This window comes from Methylobacterium gnaphalii, from assembly GCF_007992215.1.
GTDB classification, from domain to species: domain Bacteria; phylum Pseudomonadota; class Alphaproteobacteria; order Rhizobiales; family Beijerinckiaceae; genus Methylobacterium; species Methylobacterium gnaphalii.
Genome location: NZ_BJZV01000026.1, coordinates 37,004 through 53,284 on the forward strand (window position 1 = coordinate 37,004; position 16,281 = coordinate 53,284).

Sequence of the window (16,281 nt, forward strand, 5' to 3'; positions counted from 1 at the left end):
CTGGGTGCAGGGGTGGCGTCGCGGAGCTGAGGGCACTTGGACTTGTTGGGAAAACACCCCACGTGCGATGAGACAGCGAAATATCCTGCGTACCGCACGCGCCACCGATGATGGAAACGGAACAGTGCCTGTTCTGAACCTGCGCTCCGAACTCGCGGACGCCGATGACCTACCCACCCAGATGGCCGAGATTGGCCGCCGGGCGCGCGCAGCCACGCGGGGCATGGCGCTGGCCACCGCGCAGACCAAGGACATCGCGCTGCGCGCGATCGCCGAGCGCATCCGCGCCCACGCCGCCGACATTCTTCGCGAGAACGCGCGGGACGTCAGCGCCGCCAAGGCCGCCGGGCAGTCGAACGCGATCATCGACCGGCTCACACTCGACGAGCGCCGCGTCGCCGGCATCGCCGAGGCTGTCGCGCAGGTCGGCGCCCTGCCCGATCCGGTCGGGCGTCAGCTCGCGGCCTTCGAGCGGCCGAACGGCCTCTTGATCGAACGCGTCGCCGTGCCCCTCGGCGTAGTCGGCGTGATCTTCGAGAGCCGTCCTAATGTCACGGCCGATGCCGGTGCGCTCTGCCTGAAGGCCGGCAACGCAGCGATCCTACGCGCGGGCTCTGATGCGCACCGTACCGCCACGGTCATCGCCCGCGCCATGAGCGAGGGGCTGGCCCAGGCCGGCCTGCCGGCGGACGCGATCCAGCTGGTGCCGACCCGCGACCGCGCCGCCGTCGGCCTGATGCTGTCGGGCCTCGACGGTTCGATCGACGTGATCGTGCCCCGCGGCGGTCGCAGCCTCGTCGAGCGGGTCCAGGACGAGGCGCGTGTCCCAGTCTTTGCCCATCTCGACGGTATCAATCACGTCTACGTTGCGGCCGGCGCCGATCTCGACATGGCCCGCACGTTGCTCCTGAACAGCAAGATGCGCCGCACCGGCGTCTGCGGTGCGGCCGAGACGCTGCTCGTCGACGAGGCCGTGGCCGAGACCCACCTGAAGCCGCTTGTCGCGGCGCTCATCGAGGCCGGCTGCGCCGTGCGCGGCGACGAGGCCGTTTGTGCGGCCGATCCCCGGGTGACACCCGCGGTCGAGGCCGATTGGAATACGGAATATCTCGACGCGATCATCTCCGCCCGCGTCGTCGATGGCCTCGACGCGGCCATCGAGCATATCGAGACGCACGGCTCGCATCACACCGACTGCATCGTGACCGAGAATGCGGAGGCCGCGACCCGCTTCCTCAACGAGGTCGATTCCGCGATTGTCACGCACAACGCCTCCACGCAGTTCGCCGATGGCGGCGAGTTCGGCTTCGGCGCCGAGATCGGCATCGCCACGGGCCGGATGCACGCGCGGGGCCCCGTCGGCGTCGAGCAGTTGACGACCTTCAAGTACCGTGTTCACGGCAACGGGCAGACGCGGCCGGTCTGACGACGGACCAGCGTATGAACCTCTCGAAACTATTTGCGCGTGCAACGAAGCAAGCTGGGGCCGCATCCTCAACGTTGGAACGTTGGCTAGATGGCTTCGGCGCGCGATGACGGTTGAGACGTTCACGCCGCAACCGGGCGTCGAATGACTCACGGGCTCGACGCGGCGCGCCTACCGCCGGCGGCGCCCGGCCTGCGGATCGGGCTCTATGGCGGCTCGTTCAACCCGGCCCATGCCGGCCATTTTCATGTCAGCCGCCTGGCCCTCAAGCGCCTTCGGCTCGACCGGATCTGGTGGCTGGTCACGCCGGGCAATCCATTGAAGGATCACCGGGAACTGGCGCCGCTGTCGGAGCGCATTGCGACGGCGCGCGGAGTCGCCCGGGATCCGCGCATCGCAGTGACCGGCATAGAGGCGGCGATCGGCGCACGGTACACGATCGAGACCCTGCGCTGGCTGCGCCGGCATCGCCCATCCCTGCGTTTTGTCTGGATGATGGGCGCCGACTCGCTGGTGAGCTTCCACCGCTGGGAACGTTTCCGGGAGATCGCATCGCTGATGCCCATCGCGGTGATCGACCGGCCCGGATCCACACTGTCAGGGCCGAACGCGCCCGGCGCGAGAGCGCTGGCGCGATGGCGGATCGACGAACCCGACGCATCTCGTCTTGCCAGCCTGCAGCCCCCTGCCTGGATCTTCCTGCATGGCCCACGCTCATCGCTGTCATCGACGGCGCTGCGGAACCGTGTATGAAGGCTTTGCGCCCGGCAGCATTGCAGTCGGCGCCCAAAGCATCCAAGTTTTGATAATCGACAATAGCCGCCTCGGACGAGGCCGCGACCGAACGGGGAATCGATCCGCTGAACGACCAACTTTCTCAAGACGCGCAGGCCACCGAGGCTCTGAAGGCCCTCGCGCTCGGCTGTCTCGACGACATGCAGGCCGAAGAGACGATCGCGATCGATCTCGCCGGTAAGACTTCTCTAGCCGACACAATGATCATCGCCTCCGGCCGCAACCAGCGCCACGTGGGCGCCATCGCCGATAAGATCCTGCAGGGTCTCAAGAGCGGCGGGTACGGCAATCCACGCGTCGAGGGCATGCCTGCCTGCGATTGGGTGCTGATTGACGCGGGTGACCTGCTCGTCCACATCTTCCGCCCAGAAGTGCGAGGCTTCTACAATCTCGAGAAGATCTGGGGCGACGACCGCCCGTCCGCCCATCTCGGTGGCTGATCACTCCGTTATTGCAGGTGCAGTGAAGCAATCCGAGGCAGCATCCGCAGGTTCAATATCTCCACCGCGGATTGCGTCGGCAGCGCTTAGCCAAGACGTCAGAGTTCTGATTTCAGGGGCTTGCTGTCCCGAAACTCCGCCTCCTGTCGAATCAACGGGCCAAGCAGCGGGTGGCGCAGATCGAGGGTGAAGCGGAACGCGTCCGCTGACGTCGCCGCGTGGGTGACGCTTAGCGCTCCGGGCGACAGCCATGCCGGCAGCACAAGCCGCGGGCCAAAAACGTCGAAAAAATAACCTCGGCTGCGAAACACCAGCGCTCTGTCCTCGACGCCGACGCTCAGCCGCATGCCGATGCCTGCACCGATATGTTCTTCGAGACCTGTCGGCCCGGTGAAGCGCTTGGCCGAGTGGATCATCTGCGGAAAACCGCTCGGCCGCGCGTAGAGCCGAGTCCAGATTTGGCCGCCGCCCTGCGGGTCCTCGGTGACCGAGACGACACTCGCCATGCCAGCAGCCCGAGAGAGCGGCAGCGGCGAGCCTATGATGCGCGTGGCCTGGGCGAGAAGCCATCCTGCCAAGCTCATTCGCGTGGACACGACCTGCCCGACGTAGACAGCACTCGCGCCCTGCGGCAGGCGCTTCGAGAAGCGGCGGCGCACAGCCTCGGGCAGCGAGGCCCATTGCGCCTCCGGGATCAGCGCCCGGAAGCGGAAGTCGAGCAGATCGGTCTTGGCTGGCGCGGGAGCGGCCTGCCCCGATCGACAGCGTGCGAGGGCGGACATCGACTCATCCCTCCGGTTTGGCGGGCAGGAAACGGACGATGCGGCTGCCGAGCTTGATCAGCTTGGCCAGGGTCCCGTGCGGCACATGCAGCATCTGCGCGTACCATCCCTCCATCGTCTGCGTGAAATCGAGCATGGCGCCGAGCCGCCGCCGTGCGACTGCGCCGACGGCAGGATCTTCCTCGGCCTCGGCGGCGCACGCACGGAGCGCCGCGATGGCCGGATCGATCTCGCGCTCCTTGCGACCGGCAGCGATCCGCGTTGCCATCTCCCAGAGATCGGTCTCGGCGACAAAGTGATCGCGCCGGTCGCCAAAGACCGGCACCCTCCGGATCAGGTTCCATCCGGTCAGCTCACGCAGCGAGTTCGAGACGTTGGAGCGGGCGATGCCGAGTGTCTCAGCGATCTCCTCCGCCGTGATGGGCTTCTCGGAGAGGTAGAGAAGGGCATGAATCTGCGCCACAGAACGGTTCACGCCCCATTGGCTGCCCAGGTTGCCCCAGTGCATGACGAAGCCCTCGACGGCGGCGGGAAGCTTCTTCTGTTGGTCTGTATTTTCTGTCATAACAGAAATTAGAGACCGATTCGATCAAGCCGTCAACCGGTGTTGGGCTTCACGAAGGCCTTTCGGGTGGTCCGAAACCTAGCGCGAGACACATGGCTCGGACGCGAGAGCGTCACTTCCTAATCGGCACGCCCTTCGTGGTGAAACGCGGAGCGCCCGCATGACGCCCGGGGCGCGGCTGGCCTCCCACCTTGCCCGTACCGGCACTCATCCCCGGCGGCTGCGACAACGGCACGAGTTGGTCCGGCCTCGGCCCGATGAGATCCGCGCGTCCCATTGCCTTCAGCGCCTCGCGCAGCACAGGCCAGTTCTCAGGGTCATGGTAGCGCAGGAAGGCTTTGTGCAGCCGGCGCTGTCGCAGGCCCTTGATCGCTCCAACCTGCTCGCTGCCGCCGCGCCGCACGCCTCGCAGCGTGTTGAGCTCGGTGTGATACATCGCCGTGGCGGTCGCCATGGGCGAGGGCAGAAAGGTCTGCACCTGGTCGGCGCGGTAGTCGTTCTTCTTGAGCCAGAGGGCGAGGTTCATCATGTCCTCGTCGGTCGTGCCCGGATGCGCCGCGATGAAATACGGGATCAGGTAGTATTTCTTCCCGGCCTTCTTTGCGGCCGCCTCGAACATCTCCTTGAAGCGGTCATAGGTACCAATGCCCGGCTTCATCATCAGGTCGAGGGGCCCGCGCTCGGTATGCTCGGGAGCGATCTTCAGCCGGCCGCCGACATGGTGGGTGACGAGTTCCTCGACATATTCGGGGCTCCTCACCGCGAGGTCGTAGCGCACGCCGGAGGCGACCATCACCTTCTTGACGCCCTTCGCCTCGCGGACCTTGCGATAGAGCCGGATCAAGTCGTCGTGCGAGGTGTTCAGGTTCGGGCAGATGTCCGGGAAGACGCAGGACGGCAGCCGGCAGGCCGCCTCGATCTTCGGGTCCTTGCAGGCCATCCGGTACATGTTGGCGGTCGGCCCGCCGACATCGGAGATCACGCCAGTGAAGCCCGGCGTCTTGTCGCGGATCCGCTCGATCTCGCGCAGGATCGAACCCTCCGAGCGGTTCTGGATGACGCGGCCCTCGTGCTCGGTGATGGAGCAGAAGGTGCAGCCGCCGAAGCAGCCGCGCATGATCGTCACCGAGAACTTGATCATGTCCCAGGCGGGAATCTTCGCGTCGCCGTAGGACGGGTGGGGCGCACGCGCGTAGGGCAGGTCGTAGACCGCATCCATCTCGTCGCTGGTGAGCGGGATCGGCGGAGGGTTCAGCCAGAGGTCGCGGTCGCCGTGGCGCTGGACGAGCGGACGGGCGTTGCCGGGATTGGCCTCCCGGTGCAGCACGCGCGAAGCGCGGGCATAGGCTTCCTTGTCGTTCAACACCTCGTCGTAGGCGGGAAGCCGGATCACCGTGTCGCCGGGGCGGCGGGTAGCGGCTTCGTCCGCGGAATCGAGATCGTCGGCGGGCAGCTCGGTGTAGGTTTCCGGCACGCGGCGGAACAGGGCGACGCCACGGATGGAATCGAGCTCGCGCGGCGTTTCGCCTGCGGCCATGCGGTGCGCCACCTCGACCACGGCACGCTCGGCATTGCCGTAGATCAGCAGATCCGCCTTCGCGTCCGCCAGGATCGAGCGGCGCACCTTGTCAGACCAGTAATCGTAATGCGCGATGCGGCGCAGCGAGGCCTCGATGCCACCGAGCACGATCGGCACGTCCTTGAACGCCTCGCGGCAGCGCTGCGTGTAGACGATGGTGCAGCGGTCCGGGCGCCGGCCGCCTTCACCGCCGGCCGTGTAGGCATCGTCATGGCGCAGACGGCGATCCGCCGTGTAGCGGTTCACCATCGAATCGAGATTGCCGCCAGTGACGCCAAAGAACAGTCTCGGCTTGCCGAGCGCCTTGAACGGCTCCGCCGATTGCCAGTCCGGTTGTGCGATGATGCCGACCCGGAACCCCTGCGCCTCGAGCAACCGGCCGATGATGGCCATGCCAAAACTCGGGTGATCGACATAGGCGTCACCCGTCACCAGCACGATGTCGCAGGCATCCCAGCCGAGCGCGGCCATCTCGGCGCGGCTCATCGGCAGGAACGGCGCCGCCTTCCCGGCAGGCGGCCCTTTGCAGGCGAGAGGTGCGACGGGTCGCGGGGCGGATACTTGGAGTTCCATGGGGCCTGCATAGGCCTCCGAGGCCGCGATCTCAACGAAGGCGGAGGGTGCGGCCGTCGCGCAGTCAGCGAATGGCGTGCAAGTACCCGGACGCGGCCACTAACCCCACCGAAAACGGATTCGTCGTCGACATGACCGGCACGCACCGCCAAGTCGGCCGCTGAGGAAGGATTGCGTGCGGGCCGGTTCGTCCATGGACCGCACCGAGGCTACTGCGCGAGGATCTCCTGCGTGGCCGAGTCCGACAATTGCAGGCGATGGAGGCGCGCGTAGGCGCCGCCCGCTGCGACCAGGCTCTCGTGAGTCCCGGTCTCGACCACTCGTCCGGCGTCGAGCACCGCGATGAGGCCGGCATCGCGCACGGTGGACAGACGATGAGCGATCACAAGGGTAGTGCGCCCCTCCATCAGTCGCTCGAGCGCGGCCTGAACAAGTTGCTCGGACTCGGAGTCCAGCGCGCTGGTGGCCTCGTCGAGAAGCAGGATCGGCGCGTTCTTGAGGAAGGCACGCGCGAGCGAGACGCGCTGACGCTCGCCGCCCGAGAGACGTCCGCCCGACGGCCCCACCTGAAAATCGTAGCCGTCCGCGAGCCGCGAAATGAAACCGTGTGCCGCTGCCGCCTCGGCTGCGGCCACGATCTCGGCACGGCTCGCGCCGGGGCGGCCGAAAGCGATGTTGGCGGCGATGGTATCATCGAACAGCACCACATCCTGGGAGACCACGGCGACGGCCTCACGCAGCGAGGCAAGGGTCACGCTGCGGATGTCCTGACCATCGATCAGCAATCGGCCCTGCGTGACATCGTAGAGACGCGGCACGAGGTTGAGCAGCGAGGATTTCCCCGAGCCCGAGCGGCCAACCAAAGCCGTCGTGGTTCCCGCTGGCACCGTCAGGTTGATCCCCTCGATGGCCGGCGCATCCTCGCGGTAGCGGAAATGCACGTCCTCGAAGCGGATCTCACCCTTCGTAACGACCAGCGGCACGGCGTTGGCCTGCTCGCGAATGGTCGGGGGTTCGTCGAGCAGCGCGTAATAGCGAGTCAGCGCGGCGGAGGCCTCCTGCAGGATGGCGTTGAGGGTGCCGAGCGCGCGTGCGGGCTGCGAGGCGAGCAGCAGGGCGGCGACGAAACCGGTGAAGTCGCCGACCGTCTTCTCGCCCGACATCACCCTTTGGCCGACCAGCACCAGCACGGCGGCAACCGCGAAGCCTCCGCCAATTTCGAGCAGCGGGTCGAGCCGGCCACGGGTGTTGGCCGCCTTCATCTTAAGCCGGCGCACGTGCTGCAGTGCGTCTGCGGCGCGGCCTTTGAGATAGCCTTCCAGCGCGTAGGTCTTGGCAACGCGCGCACCCTGCAGGCTCTCACTGATCAGACTCGCCATCAGGCCCATCTGCTCCTGCGTATTGGTGGAGACGCGCCGCAGCTTCTTGCCGACCCGGCCAATCGGCCCGGCGACGAACGGAGCGGTTACACCGGCCGCGAGAGTCATGATCGGGTCGATCCAGAGCAGCGCGCCCACCAGTGCGATCAACATCGCAAGGTCGCGCAGCATCACGGTCGAGATGCGAGTCAGCGCCTCCTTGATGAAGGCGAAATCGGTGGTGAAGCGCTGCGTGAATGAGGCGGCGCTCTCGCGGCCGAGCTGCGCCATGTCAGCTTCGATCAGGTGCGCGTAGAGCGCCGCCTGCATGTCGGCCTCGACCTGGGTGACGACGCGGTTCGTGAGGACGGTCTGGCCGTAGAGCGCGAAGCCTCGCACGGTCGTCACCGCGATGACGACGAAAGGCCCATAGATGAGCGCCCGCTGGTCCTTGGCGTCGAAGGCGTCGAAGGCCGCCTTGATCAGCGTCGGGTAGAGCCCGGTCGCAGCCCCCACGATGGCGATCAGCATCAGCACGACCGCAAGCGTTCCCCGATGCGGCGAAAGCCACTCGCGCCAGAGCCGTCCGAGCAGAGGGAGGGTATCGCCCCTCAGGAGCGGGCGCCGCGCCATGCGTTCGCGTCTTCCGTGATCCGCCCTCGCCGGGTGAAGGGACAGCGGTGTTTGCCGCCGCTGCCCCTCGGGATCAAGCGAAACCCGCGAAACGATCAGTTGTCGCGCTTGTCGCCTGAACCATCTCGGTCGCCGCCGTGGTGGCGCCAGCCACCCTGACCGCCATGTCCGCGAAGCGGGTGCGCCAGGATTGCGGCACGGCGCTTCTGACCGTCGTCGAGGGTGGCATAGAGCGGTCCCGTGGCATCGGCGAGCTTGCGCAGCGCCTCGCCGCGAGCGGTGGCCGCATCCGCCATGGCGCGCAGCCGTGTTGGCGCGTCTTGCGGTTGATCGCGCCGCTCGCGCCAGGCCTGCATGCGGGCCTGGCGCTGCTTGGAGAGATCGCGCAGGGCGGCCTCGACCGGTGGCCACAGCTTTTCCTGGTCGGCATTGAGCTTCATACCCGCGTGCAGAGCGGCGATGCGCGCATCGGCGAAGGCCGCGCGATCCTCCGGCGTCAATGCGCTCCAGCGCCCATGCCTATGGCCGGGACCATCCCAGCCATGCCGCTCGCCGGCACTCACCGAAGCGACGGCCCCCGCGCCGGCCAATCCGGCCAGCATGACCGCAACGATCACACGTCTCGACATGGCGCTACCTCGATCCAACAGAACGAACTCACCCCAGGGCGCCAGAATGCCCAAGCCTGTGTATCCGCCGTATGTCCGGCGCATTGCCGCTTTGTCATGTTCGCGGTGAGGCTTGGCGATGTGATAACGTTACATTATCTGCTCGGGCACGAAGAGAGGCGGGCAGATCGATGACGGGTGAGTGGCCGATGGAACTCCGGCGAACGGCGGCGTGGCTGCTCCTCATCGTGGCCGTGATCGCGCCGGCCACAGCCTCGGCCGAGGAGCGGATCAAGGCGGTGGCGACCTTCTCCATCCTCGGCGACCTCGTGCGTCAGGTCGGCGGGGAACGGGTCGCTGTCACCAACCTAGTCGGGCCGGATGCGGACACGCACAGCTTCAGCCCCTCTCCGGATGATGCCCGCAGGCTTGCCGGGGCCGACATCGTCTTCGTCAACGGCCTCGGCTTCGAGGGCTGGATAGAGCGGTTGATCCGCGCCTCCGGCACCCGGGCGCCGGTCGTCGTCGCGTCGAGCGGAGCGAAAACCATCGCCGGGTCTCGTGATCACGCTGATCATGGCCACGATCATGTTCCCGGCAGTCTTGCCGACAGCCATGACGATCCGCATGCGTGGCAGAGCGTCGCGAATGCCAAGCTCTACGTCGCCGCGATCCGCGACGGGCTCTCGCGGATCGATGCGGCCCACGCGGCCGGCTACGCCGAGAACGCCAGGGCCTATTCCGAGAAGCTCGATGCGCTCGATGCCGAGATCCGCGCGACCATCTCCGAGATCCCCGAGGCGCGCCGGCGGATCATCACCACGCACGATTCCTTCGGCTACTACACGCAGGCCTACGGATTGCGCTTCGTCGCGCCGCAGGGGCTCTCGACCGACAGCGAGGCCGGCCCGCGGGACGTGGCCCGCATCATCCGGCAGATCCGGCAGCAGAAGATCCCGGCGGTGTTCTTGGAATCCATCGCCGACCCGCGCCTGATGGAGCAGATCGCCCGCGAGAGCGGCGCGCGGGTGGGGGGCAGGATCTATTCGGACGCGCTGAGCGCGGCCGATGGGCCGGCACCGGGCTATATCGAGATGATGCGCGCGAACCTGCGCGCCTTCCGGGAGGCGCTGGGCTAGCCGCCCATGCGCGGCGGGTCAGTCGACCTTCGCCTCGAACCGGCGCGTCGGCGTGCGGGCCAGCGTCTGGATCACGCGCGGCGGACGGCTCGCCTTCTCGGCGATCTCGGCCTCCTGCTCCTCGATCATCGTCCGGGCGGGCTCGTCGCCGTCGAGGCCGCCGAGGATCTCCATCGGGATGCGGCGGTTCGAGGCGAGGCTGCCATCCTCGAAAACCACGTCGAACAGAACGAACCCGCGCTCCTGCGGCTTCGACTTCACGCGCTTGGCCATGGGAAAGCAGCTCTTTCGATCGATCGCGGCCTCGATCACGAGGCCGGCGATTCGGGGGCGTCCGACAGGACGAGACGGCGGAGCCTGAAAAACTCCGTTTCAGGCCTCTGCATAGCTCCGTCCGGCATTGCCGCCTACCCCGCCCGGTGTCGCGTCTGCTAAGCGCCGGCTGCCACCCTTCGATCCCCCACAGCGAAGCCATCCGACGTGAACGACTGGATCCAACGCGACGTCGGCGCGGTGCCGGGCACACCCGACACGATGCGGCTGATGCAGCGCAGCGACGGCTTCACCATCATGGTGGGCAAGGTCGAGCTGATGAGCGACCAGCTCTGCGCCTCCGAGCGGGCGCTGGCGACCCTCACCTGCGAGCGCCTGCGCGACCGGCCGGCGGCCCGCATCCTCATCGGCGGGCTCGGCATGGGCTTCACGCTGCGCGCAGCCCTGGACGGCCTCGGGCCGCAGGCGAGCGTGGCGGTCGCCGAGCTCGTCCCCGCCGTTGCAGCCTGGGCGCGCGGCCCGCTGGCGCATCTCTTCGAGGGTGCGCTCGACGATCCACGGGTCGAGCTCAGGCTCGACGACGTCAACCGCATCATCCAGGAGGCGCCGGGCGCCTACGATGCCATCCTGCTCGACGTCGATAATGGCCCCGAGGGCGCGACCCGGCGGCAGAATAGCCGCCTCTACGACGAATGGGGCCTGAAGCGCGCCCGCTGGGCCCTGCGGCCGGGCGGCATCCTGGCGGTCTGGTCCGGCCACCCTGACCGCAAGTTCAAGGCCCGCCTCAAGCGGATGGGCTTCGCCGTGGACGAAATCCGCATCCGCTCGAACATCGACAACGGCCGCCGCCATGTCCTGTGGCTTGCCACCGTGGAGCCCGACGGGATCGGCGCAGGCTGACGGGCCGGGCGCTCGCCGCTAGTGGATCGGTTACGAGTTCGGTCCGGTCGACCTTGTCTCGCGTTCAGCGGTACGCGTGGAATGATGGCGGGACGCGCTTTCCTCGAGTGAGCGTGGACGCCCGACCTGAAGGCCCGGACGATGAGACGGCCCTGCCGGCAACGCGATGACCGACCCTCTACGGCACCGTGCGCGAGGCCGGGACAGTGGGCGGAATCCACCTCACCGATCAGGGCCCGCATTATCCAGATGTCCCAGCCGGAAGCGCCTTCGGTCGGGTCATAGACGAGGATGAGCGCGTCATTGATCGGCGGGGGAGCCGATAAGAATGGCTCGCCCGTGCCCTTCGATCCGTCTTGGCGGTTGAGATCTGATGGGCGGCGACCCAAGGTCTGGGTCTGCTTGCGACCCCATTCGGACTTTCGGCGGCACCTCGAATGACCGCTTGGGGTCGGAACTTCGCCTGCCGCTGGGTTGATGCATCTCTGGCTGCTGCGGAGTGGACTGCACGGCCTCGTTCGTGGCGGGCTTCCCACGGATCGGCTTGGTAGCGTGGTCAGGCAGCGGCTGCAGTCGGGTTCCGTGTCGCCTTGGCATCGCGGACGGGCGACAACCCGAACATTCGGCCGTACTCGCGCGTGAACTGGGGAACGCTCTCGTAGCCGACCGCGAAGGCGGCACCGCTCGCCGACAGACCCTCCGAGACCAGCAGCCGGCGCGCCTCAATGAGGCGCAGGTGCTTCTGGAACTGCAACGGCGACAGCGAGGTCACGGCCCGGAAGTGTTGGTGGAACGACGACGGGCTCATCCCGGCCGCAGCTGCCAGCCGCTCGACCGGAAGGTGTTCAGCGAACCCGGCCCGGAGCAAAGCGACTGCGCGGGTGATCCGCTCCACGTGGCCGTCCGGCCAACCCAGACGTCGGATGGCTGCCCCGTGACGTCCTGCCAATAGCCAGTAGTGCATCTCGCGCACGAGTTGCTTGCCCAGCACCGGTATGGCTGCTGGCCGGTCGAGGAGCCGCATCAGGCGCAGGGCCGCGTCGGCGGTCTCCGCCTCGGTCGGGTCGACCCGGACCGGCATGTGGTCAGCCTGCGGCTCGGCTGGCATCTGCGCGCCAAGGTCGGCAATGACCGCCGGGTCGAGTTCGAGCACGAGCGAGTAATAAGGCGCTGCGACACTGGCCTGAGTGATCTGGCTCACCGTCGGCACGTCTGCGGTGATCAGGAGCGAGTCGCCGGCCCCGAAGGCGAAGTCCCGCGTCCCCATGGTCACATGCTTGCTCCCCTGCAGGACCAGGCAGACCAGCGGCCGCGAAATGTCATGCAGCAGGCCGCTGGGGGCGGTCGCCCGCACGGTTGAGAGACCCGGAATCGGGGTTGTCGCGATGCCGGCGGCGTTGTGGTGGGTCTCCGCGTGGCGGCGGACGGCTGCGAGGAGGGTGATCATGGACGGAAGGTGTAGCCCAGCGCCCGCGCGAATGCATCGCTGGTCGTAGGATTAGGCAAGAACTTCCGAGCTTCCGGCAACAAGGGCCGGCTCCGGGGCGGCATACCGGGCCAGCCACTCGAACGGAGCCAATCCCATGACCAAGATCGCCCTTGTCACCGGAGCCAGCCGCGGCCTCGGCCGCAACACCGCGCTCAGCGTCGCCCGCCGCGGCGGCGACGTCGTCCTGACCTACCACAGCCGCTCCGACCAGGCCGAGGCGCTGGCCGCGGAGATCCAGGCAATGGGCCGCAAGGCGGTCGCGCTGCAGCTCGACACCGGCGATGTCGGTGCGTTCACCGGCTTTGCCGAGTGCCTGCAGGCAAAGCTGCGCGAGATCTGGAACCGCGAGACCTTCGACCACCTCGTGAACAACGCTGGCCACGGGGACTATGCCCTGATTGGTCAGACGACCGAGGAACAGTTCGACCGGCTGGTCGATGTTCACTTCAAGGGCGTCTACTTCCTGACCCAGACCCTGCTACCCCTCCTCGCGGATGGCGGTCGCATCGTGAACCTGTCCTCCGGCCTGACTCGGGTCTGCTTTCCCGGCTACGGGGCTTACGCGGCGGTCAAGGGCGCGGTCGAGGTGTTGACCCGGTACATGGCCAAGGAACTCGGGAGCCGCGGGATCGCGGTCAATACGGTGGCGCCCGGCGCCATCGAGACCGACTTCGGCGGGGGCGCGGTGCGCGACAACGCGGAGATCAACGAGCTCTTCGCGGGCCTGACGGCACTCGGTCGCGTCGGCGTACCGGACGACATCGGGCCGATGGTCGCGAGCCTGCTCTCTGAGGAGAACCGCTGGGTCAACGCGCAGCGCATTGAGGTCTCGGGCGGTCAGGGCATCTGACGGCATCGTGGGGTGCCCCGGTGGGCATGGCAGTCCGGGGCGCCCCCTGCCGGCAGCGTGAACCGCCGCTGGCGACCCAACTCGGACCCTGGCGGCGATGACCGTGCATGTCCGAATGCCTCGACAAAGCAGTCACGCGCTGCGCATTTCGTTCATGGCTTTGGTGCGGCGTGAACGCCTGAATTCATTGAGCAAAAGTAACCTGCGAAACTCCTGAGTTTCGGGGAGATGGCCAAAGCGGCGGCGATCACCGTGTGGTGGCCTGCGGAGGCGAGCCGGGCTAGGATTTTAGTTCGATAGCTCGGACCCGCACCCATGCCCATCGAGTGCCACGCCAACGAAAAATATGTCACCGGCCACTGCCTCGGCTCGTCACGCGGCCGGGGCTGGACGAACGTGCTGGCCGAGCGGTGGAGCCACGCGCGTGGTGAGCTGCCTTCGGTGCTGCCCCGCGATACCGAACTGGCGGTTTTGTTGAGCGACGCCACGCTTGTTGATCGGGAAGGGGCAGGCCTGAAACAGCGAACCCATGGGCGGCGCGGCACGGCCTGGCTGTGCCCGGCAGGCATCCGCGAGGAATACATCGACTTCAAGCAGCCGCTCCGCGACTGCCTGCACATCTTCCTGCCCGCCCAGCCCTTCGCCCATGCGGTCGAGCAGGATTTCGGGGTCGACCCGGCCAGGGTGGCGCTGCGCTACGATGTCATCGCTCGCGACCCCTTCATCGAGCAGGTCGCCGTTCAGATCGCCCGCGAGCTTGACCGTCAGACGGCAGCGGGAGCGCTCCTGATCGAAGGGCTTGGGCAGGCACTATCCGCCTACCTGGTCAACCACTGCGCCGAAACCGCAGTGCGGCTCAAACCGCCGCTGTGTGAGAGGCCGCTTGACGAACGCCGGAAGCAGCGCGTGCTGGCCTTTATCGAGGCGCACGTGGCGCAACCCTTCACGGTCGCCGAGCTGGCAGCCGTAGCTTGTATGAGCCCCGCGCATTTCGCCCGCAGCTTCAAGCAAACGTTCGGCGTGGCACCCCACGCCTACGTCAGCGCACAACGGCTCGACCTTGCGCGGAAGCTCCTTAGCGGCCGGGCGCACGATCTCGCTGCGGTAGCCACCGCAGCGGGGTTCTCGAACGCCTCGAACTTCGCCCGCGCCTTCAAACAGGCGACCGGCTACACACCTGCCGAGTATCGGGAGCTCGGCCTTGAAGGGGTGCAGTAGCGTCGCTGTCAGTTGTCGCCCTTCGATACCTTGGCTTCATAGGCGGGGAGGTCGATCACGCCCTCCTTCTCGGCGCGGGCACGATCCTCGTCGGTGATCACGTCCTGCACGATGTCGAGCCGCTTCCAGAGGGCCAGCGGCGTCTTCTTGCCGGGGCGCGGCACGTACTTGCTTTCATCGAGCCGGTTGAACCGGTGGATGTAGCGGGGGCAGTTCACCCAGGCCTTCGTGACTTCGACCTTCACGGCGTACTGCGCCTCGGTCCAGCTTTCCATAATCGGATCATCGCGCAGCATCGTTGCGTGCCCCTGCACGCGCACGCGGTGAGGCGTCTCGAAGTCGATGAACAGCAGGCCGACCTTGTTCTGCCCCTCGATGTTGCCGACCGAGTAGAACATGCCATTGCCGTCGAAGCCGGGGAACACGAGCGTGTTGGCGTCGAGCACGCGCACCAGGCCAACCGGGCCGCCTTTGTAGGAGACGGTCGGCATGCCGTCCGGATCTACGGTGGAGAGAAAGAAGAAGTCCCGGCCCTCGATGAAAGCACGCTCGTCCTTGCCGATCTCATCGCGGACCCAACCAGTATCGAGGCGCTCGGCCAGCCCGACTGTGCCGAACTCCTGCTGCAAGTGGCGGTGCTCATCGTAGTACAACGAAGCCATGGCGGTTCTCCCAGATGCTTTTCTGATTAGGGACACGCTGGCCTACCGTAAGCCGGGTGTCTGCATCCAAACCTGCGGAATGCCATTCCATTCCTGCGAAACCGGTCGGCCGGCGGTTCGCCTCGTCAAGCCGCACGTGCCACCAGTAGCAGGCACCAGGCCGGGCCTGATGCCCATGACAGGGAGTTAGACGATGCCAAGCAGCTCAAAGGCTGTGACAACCCGCGATTTCGAGGACGTGGTGGCGGCAGTGCAAAGCTACGTCGATGGCATGAAGACCGGCGACGCCAAGGTGACAGCCAAAGCCTTCCACGATGAAGCCGTGATGTACGGGTTCGCGGGCGGCAGCCTGCTCGGCGGTCCGATCAGCAACCTTTATGATTACGTCGAGAAGAGCGGCAAGGCGCCGAACATGCAGACACGCATTGACGTGCTGGCGATCACGCCAACCACGGCGGCTGTGCGCGTCGATATGGAAAACGATGCGAACGGTGCCGACTATACCGACTTTCACACTCTCCTAAAGCAAGACGGGCAGTGGAAGGTCATCGCCAAGCTTTTTCATCAGCACAGCTAGCTGGCAAGCGAACACACGCGATTTGTCGTGAAGAGAAACCTACTCAGTCCGGAGCAATGCCGGGCGCCTCGTGCCGCGCTAAGGTGGACTGTCCTAGATACCTATAGAGCCTCTACGGTCTCTAACAGTACGCTCGTCAAGTTCGAGGTAGGGGGGCGTTCGGACTGACAGGATAAGTCTGCTGCGTGCCGCATTTGAAGCGCAGGGGATCGTATTCAGTCTGGACGGCCGGAGGGGCACTAGTAGGCCATTGCTCTAATTTTCTAATCCATACGTCTCCGGACAGCCTCGCTCACCATGCGAGGCCGTTTCGCTGCGGCTTGGTCGTTCCAAAATTCTTGAGTTTCGTAGGGAGCGGCGTCCGGTTTGATCGCGAAGCAGTCGTCCACTCGGCGCATGAACAATGGCTGCTTT

General features: G+C 66.6%; 16 protein-coding genes. 8 read left to right on the forward strand and 8 right to left on the reverse strand.

Features of this window, described 5'->3' with window-relative positions; translation table 11 throughout:
• The first annotated feature begins 124 nt into the window (after positions 1-124).
• The 3 genes from MGN01_RS18920 to rsfS all read left to right on the forward strand — a co-directional run bounded on the left by MGN01_RS18920 (position 125) and on the right by rsfS (position 2,661).
• Positions 125-1,426, forward strand: a complete 1,302-nt coding sequence (locus tag MGN01_RS18920; RefSeq protein ID WP_147048389.1) for a glutamate-5-semialdehyde dehydrogenase — start codon at positions 125-127, stop codon at positions 1,424-1,426.
• 144 nt (positions 1,427-1,570) lie between these two features.
• On the forward strand, positions 1,571-2,179 hold the full coding sequence (locus tag MGN01_RS18925) for a nicotinate-nucleotide adenylyltransferase (protein ID WP_147048390.1): 609 nt from the start codon (positions 1,571-1,573) through the stop codon (positions 2,177-2,179).
• A gap of 149 nt (positions 2,180-2,328) precedes the next feature.
• Positions 2,329-2,661 carry a ribosome silencing factor gene (rsfS, locus tag MGN01_RS18930; protein ID WP_238257876.1) on the forward strand — a complete coding sequence of 111 codons (333 nt, stop codon included), beginning with the start codon at positions 2,329-2,331 and terminating at the stop codon, positions 2,659-2,661.
• Positions 2,662-2,759: 98 nt separating this feature from the next.
• Here rsfS and MGN01_RS18935 read toward each other — a convergent pair whose 3' ends face one another.
• The 5 genes from MGN01_RS18935 to MGN01_RS18955 all read right to left on the reverse strand — a co-directional run bounded on the left by MGN01_RS18935 (position 2,760) and on the right by MGN01_RS18955 (position 8,780).
• Positions 2,760-3,443 (reverse strand): DUF4166 domain-containing protein, encoded by a 684-nt coding sequence (locus MGN01_RS18935; RefSeq protein ID WP_147048392.1) that lies wholly within the window; start codon positions 3,441-3,443, stop codon positions 2,760-2,762.
• Between the two features lie 4 nt (positions 3,444-3,447).
• Complete coding sequence (locus MGN01_RS18940; RefSeq protein WP_147048393.1) at positions 3,448-4,008, reverse strand: GbsR/MarR family transcriptional regulator; 561 nt, start codon at positions 4,006-4,008, stop codon at positions 3,448-3,450.
• Positions 4,009-4,120: 112 nt separating this feature from the next.
• Positions 4,121-6,160, reverse strand: coding sequence for a YgiQ family radical SAM protein (locus MGN01_RS18945; RefSeq protein WP_147048394.1), 2,040 nt, complete (start codon positions 6,158-6,160; stop codon positions 4,121-4,123).
• A 209-nt stretch (positions 6,161-6,369) separates the two neighbouring features.
• Entirely contained in the window at positions 6,370-8,151 is a 1,782-nt protein-coding gene (locus MGN01_RS18950; RefSeq protein WP_147048395.1) for an ABC transporter ATP-binding protein, read from the reverse strand.
• Between the two features lie 95 nt (positions 8,152-8,246).
• Positions 8,247-8,780 carry a Spy/CpxP family protein refolding chaperone gene (locus MGN01_RS18955; RefSeq protein ID WP_147048396.1) on the reverse strand — a complete coding sequence of 178 codons (534 nt, stop codon included), beginning with the start codon at positions 8,778-8,780 and terminating at the stop codon, positions 8,247-8,249.
• Positions 8,781-8,968: 188 nt separating this feature from the next.
• Between MGN01_RS18955 and MGN01_RS18960 the strand changes: the two genes are divergently transcribed.
• On the forward strand, positions 8,969-9,898 hold the full coding sequence (locus tag MGN01_RS18960) for a metal ABC transporter substrate-binding protein (RefSeq protein ID WP_147048397.1): 930 nt from the start codon (positions 8,969-8,971) through the stop codon (positions 9,896-9,898).
• An 18-nt stretch (positions 9,899-9,916) separates the two neighbouring features.
• Here the strand turns inward: MGN01_RS18960 and MGN01_RS18965 are convergent, their stop codons facing one another.
• On the reverse strand, positions 9,917-10,171 hold the full coding sequence (locus MGN01_RS18965) for a hypothetical protein (RefSeq protein WP_147048398.1): 255 nt from the start codon (positions 10,169-10,171) through the stop codon (positions 9,917-9,919).
• 207 nt (positions 10,172-10,378) lie between these two features.
• Here MGN01_RS18965 and MGN01_RS18970 point away from each other — a divergent pair, with 207 nt between their 5' ends.
• Positions 10,379-11,071, forward strand: a complete 693-nt coding sequence (locus MGN01_RS18970; RefSeq protein ID WP_238257860.1) for a spermidine synthase — start codon at positions 10,379-10,381, stop codon at positions 11,069-11,071.
• A 556-nt stretch (positions 11,072-11,627) separates the two neighbouring features.
• Here the strand turns inward: MGN01_RS18970 and MGN01_RS18975 are convergent.
• Positions 11,628-12,518 carry an AraC family transcriptional regulator gene (locus MGN01_RS18975; RefSeq protein ID WP_147048399.1) on the reverse strand — a complete coding sequence of 297 codons (891 nt, stop codon included), beginning with the start codon at positions 12,516-12,518 and terminating at the stop codon, positions 11,628-11,630.
• A 136-nt stretch (positions 12,519-12,654) separates the two neighbouring features.
• Between MGN01_RS18975 and MGN01_RS18980 the strand changes: the two genes are divergently transcribed.
• Both MGN01_RS18980 and MGN01_RS18985 read left to right on the forward strand, forming a co-directional pair.
• Positions 12,655-13,410, forward strand: a complete 756-nt coding sequence (locus tag MGN01_RS18980; protein ID WP_147048400.1) for an SDR family NAD(P)-dependent oxidoreductase — start codon at positions 12,655-12,657, stop codon at positions 13,408-13,410.
• Positions 13,411-13,725: 315 nt separating this feature from the next.
• Positions 13,726-14,628, forward strand: a complete 903-nt coding sequence (locus MGN01_RS18985) for an AraC family transcriptional regulator (protein WP_147048401.1) — start codon at positions 13,726-13,728, stop codon at positions 14,626-14,628.
• An 8-nt stretch (positions 14,629-14,636) separates the two neighbouring features.
• Here the strand turns inward: MGN01_RS18985 and MGN01_RS18990 are convergent, their stop codons facing one another.
• Entirely contained in the window at positions 14,637-15,290 is a 654-nt protein-coding gene (locus MGN01_RS18990) for a pyridoxamine 5'-phosphate oxidase family protein (RefSeq protein WP_147048402.1), read from the reverse strand.
• A 193-nt stretch (positions 15,291-15,483) separates the two neighbouring features.
• Here MGN01_RS18990 and MGN01_RS18995 point away from each other — a divergent pair, with 193 nt between their 5' ends.
• Entirely contained in the window at positions 15,484-15,867 is a 384-nt protein-coding gene (locus tag MGN01_RS18995; protein ID WP_147048403.1) for a nuclear transport factor 2 family protein, read from the forward strand.
• The last annotated feature ends 414 nt before the right edge of the window (positions 15,868-16,281 follow it).

Bases quoted from the DNA above. Each gene is read 5' to 3' on its own strand.
- MGN01_RS18925 (WP_147048390.1), top strand. From the start codon at position 1,571: ATGACTCACGGGCTCGACGCGGCGCGCCTACCGCCGGCGGCGCCCGGC.
- MGN01_RS18935 (WP_147048392.1), bottom strand. From the start codon at position 3,443: ATGTCCGCCCTCGCACGCTGTCGATCGGGGCAGGCCGCTCCCGCGCCA.
- MGN01_RS18940 (WP_147048393.1), bottom strand. From the start codon at position 4,008: ATGACAGAAAATACAGACCAACAGAAGAAGCTTCCCGCCGCCGTCGAG.
- MGN01_RS18945 (WP_147048394.1), bottom strand. From the start codon at position 6,160: ATGGAACTCCAAGTATCCGCCCCGCGACCCGTCGCACCTCTCGCCTGC.
- MGN01_RS18950 (WP_147048395.1), bottom strand. From the start codon at position 8,151: ATGGCGCGGCGCCCGCTCCTGAGGGGCGATACCCTCCCTCTGCTCGGA.
- MGN01_RS18955 (WP_147048396.1), bottom strand. From the start codon at position 8,780: ATGTCGAGACGTGTGATCGTTGCGGTCATGCTGGCCGGATTGGCCGGC.
- MGN01_RS18960 (WP_147048397.1), top strand. From the start codon at position 8,969: ATGGAACTCCGGCGAACGGCGGCGTGGCTGCTCCTCATCGTGGCCGTG.
- MGN01_RS18965 (WP_147048398.1), bottom strand. From the start codon at position 10,171: ATGGCCAAGCGCGTGAAGTCGAAGCCGCAGGAGCGCGGGTTCGTTCTG.
- MGN01_RS18975 (WP_147048399.1), bottom strand. From the start codon at position 12,518: ATGATCACCCTCCTCGCAGCCGTCCGCCGCCACGCGGAGACCCACCAC.
- MGN01_RS18980 (WP_147048400.1), top strand. From the start codon at position 12,655: ATGACCAAGATCGCCCTTGTCACCGGAGCCAGCCGCGGCCTCGGCCGC.
- MGN01_RS18985 (WP_147048401.1), top strand. From the start codon at position 13,726: ATGCCCATCGAGTGCCACGCCAACGAAAAATATGTCACCGGCCACTGC.
- MGN01_RS18990 (WP_147048402.1), bottom strand. From the start codon at position 15,290: ATGGCTTCGTTGTACTACGATGAGCACCGCCACTTGCAGCAGGAGTTC.
- MGN01_RS18995 (WP_147048403.1), top strand. From the start codon at position 15,484: ATGCCAAGCAGCTCAAAGGCTGTGACAACCCGCGATTTCGAGGACGTG.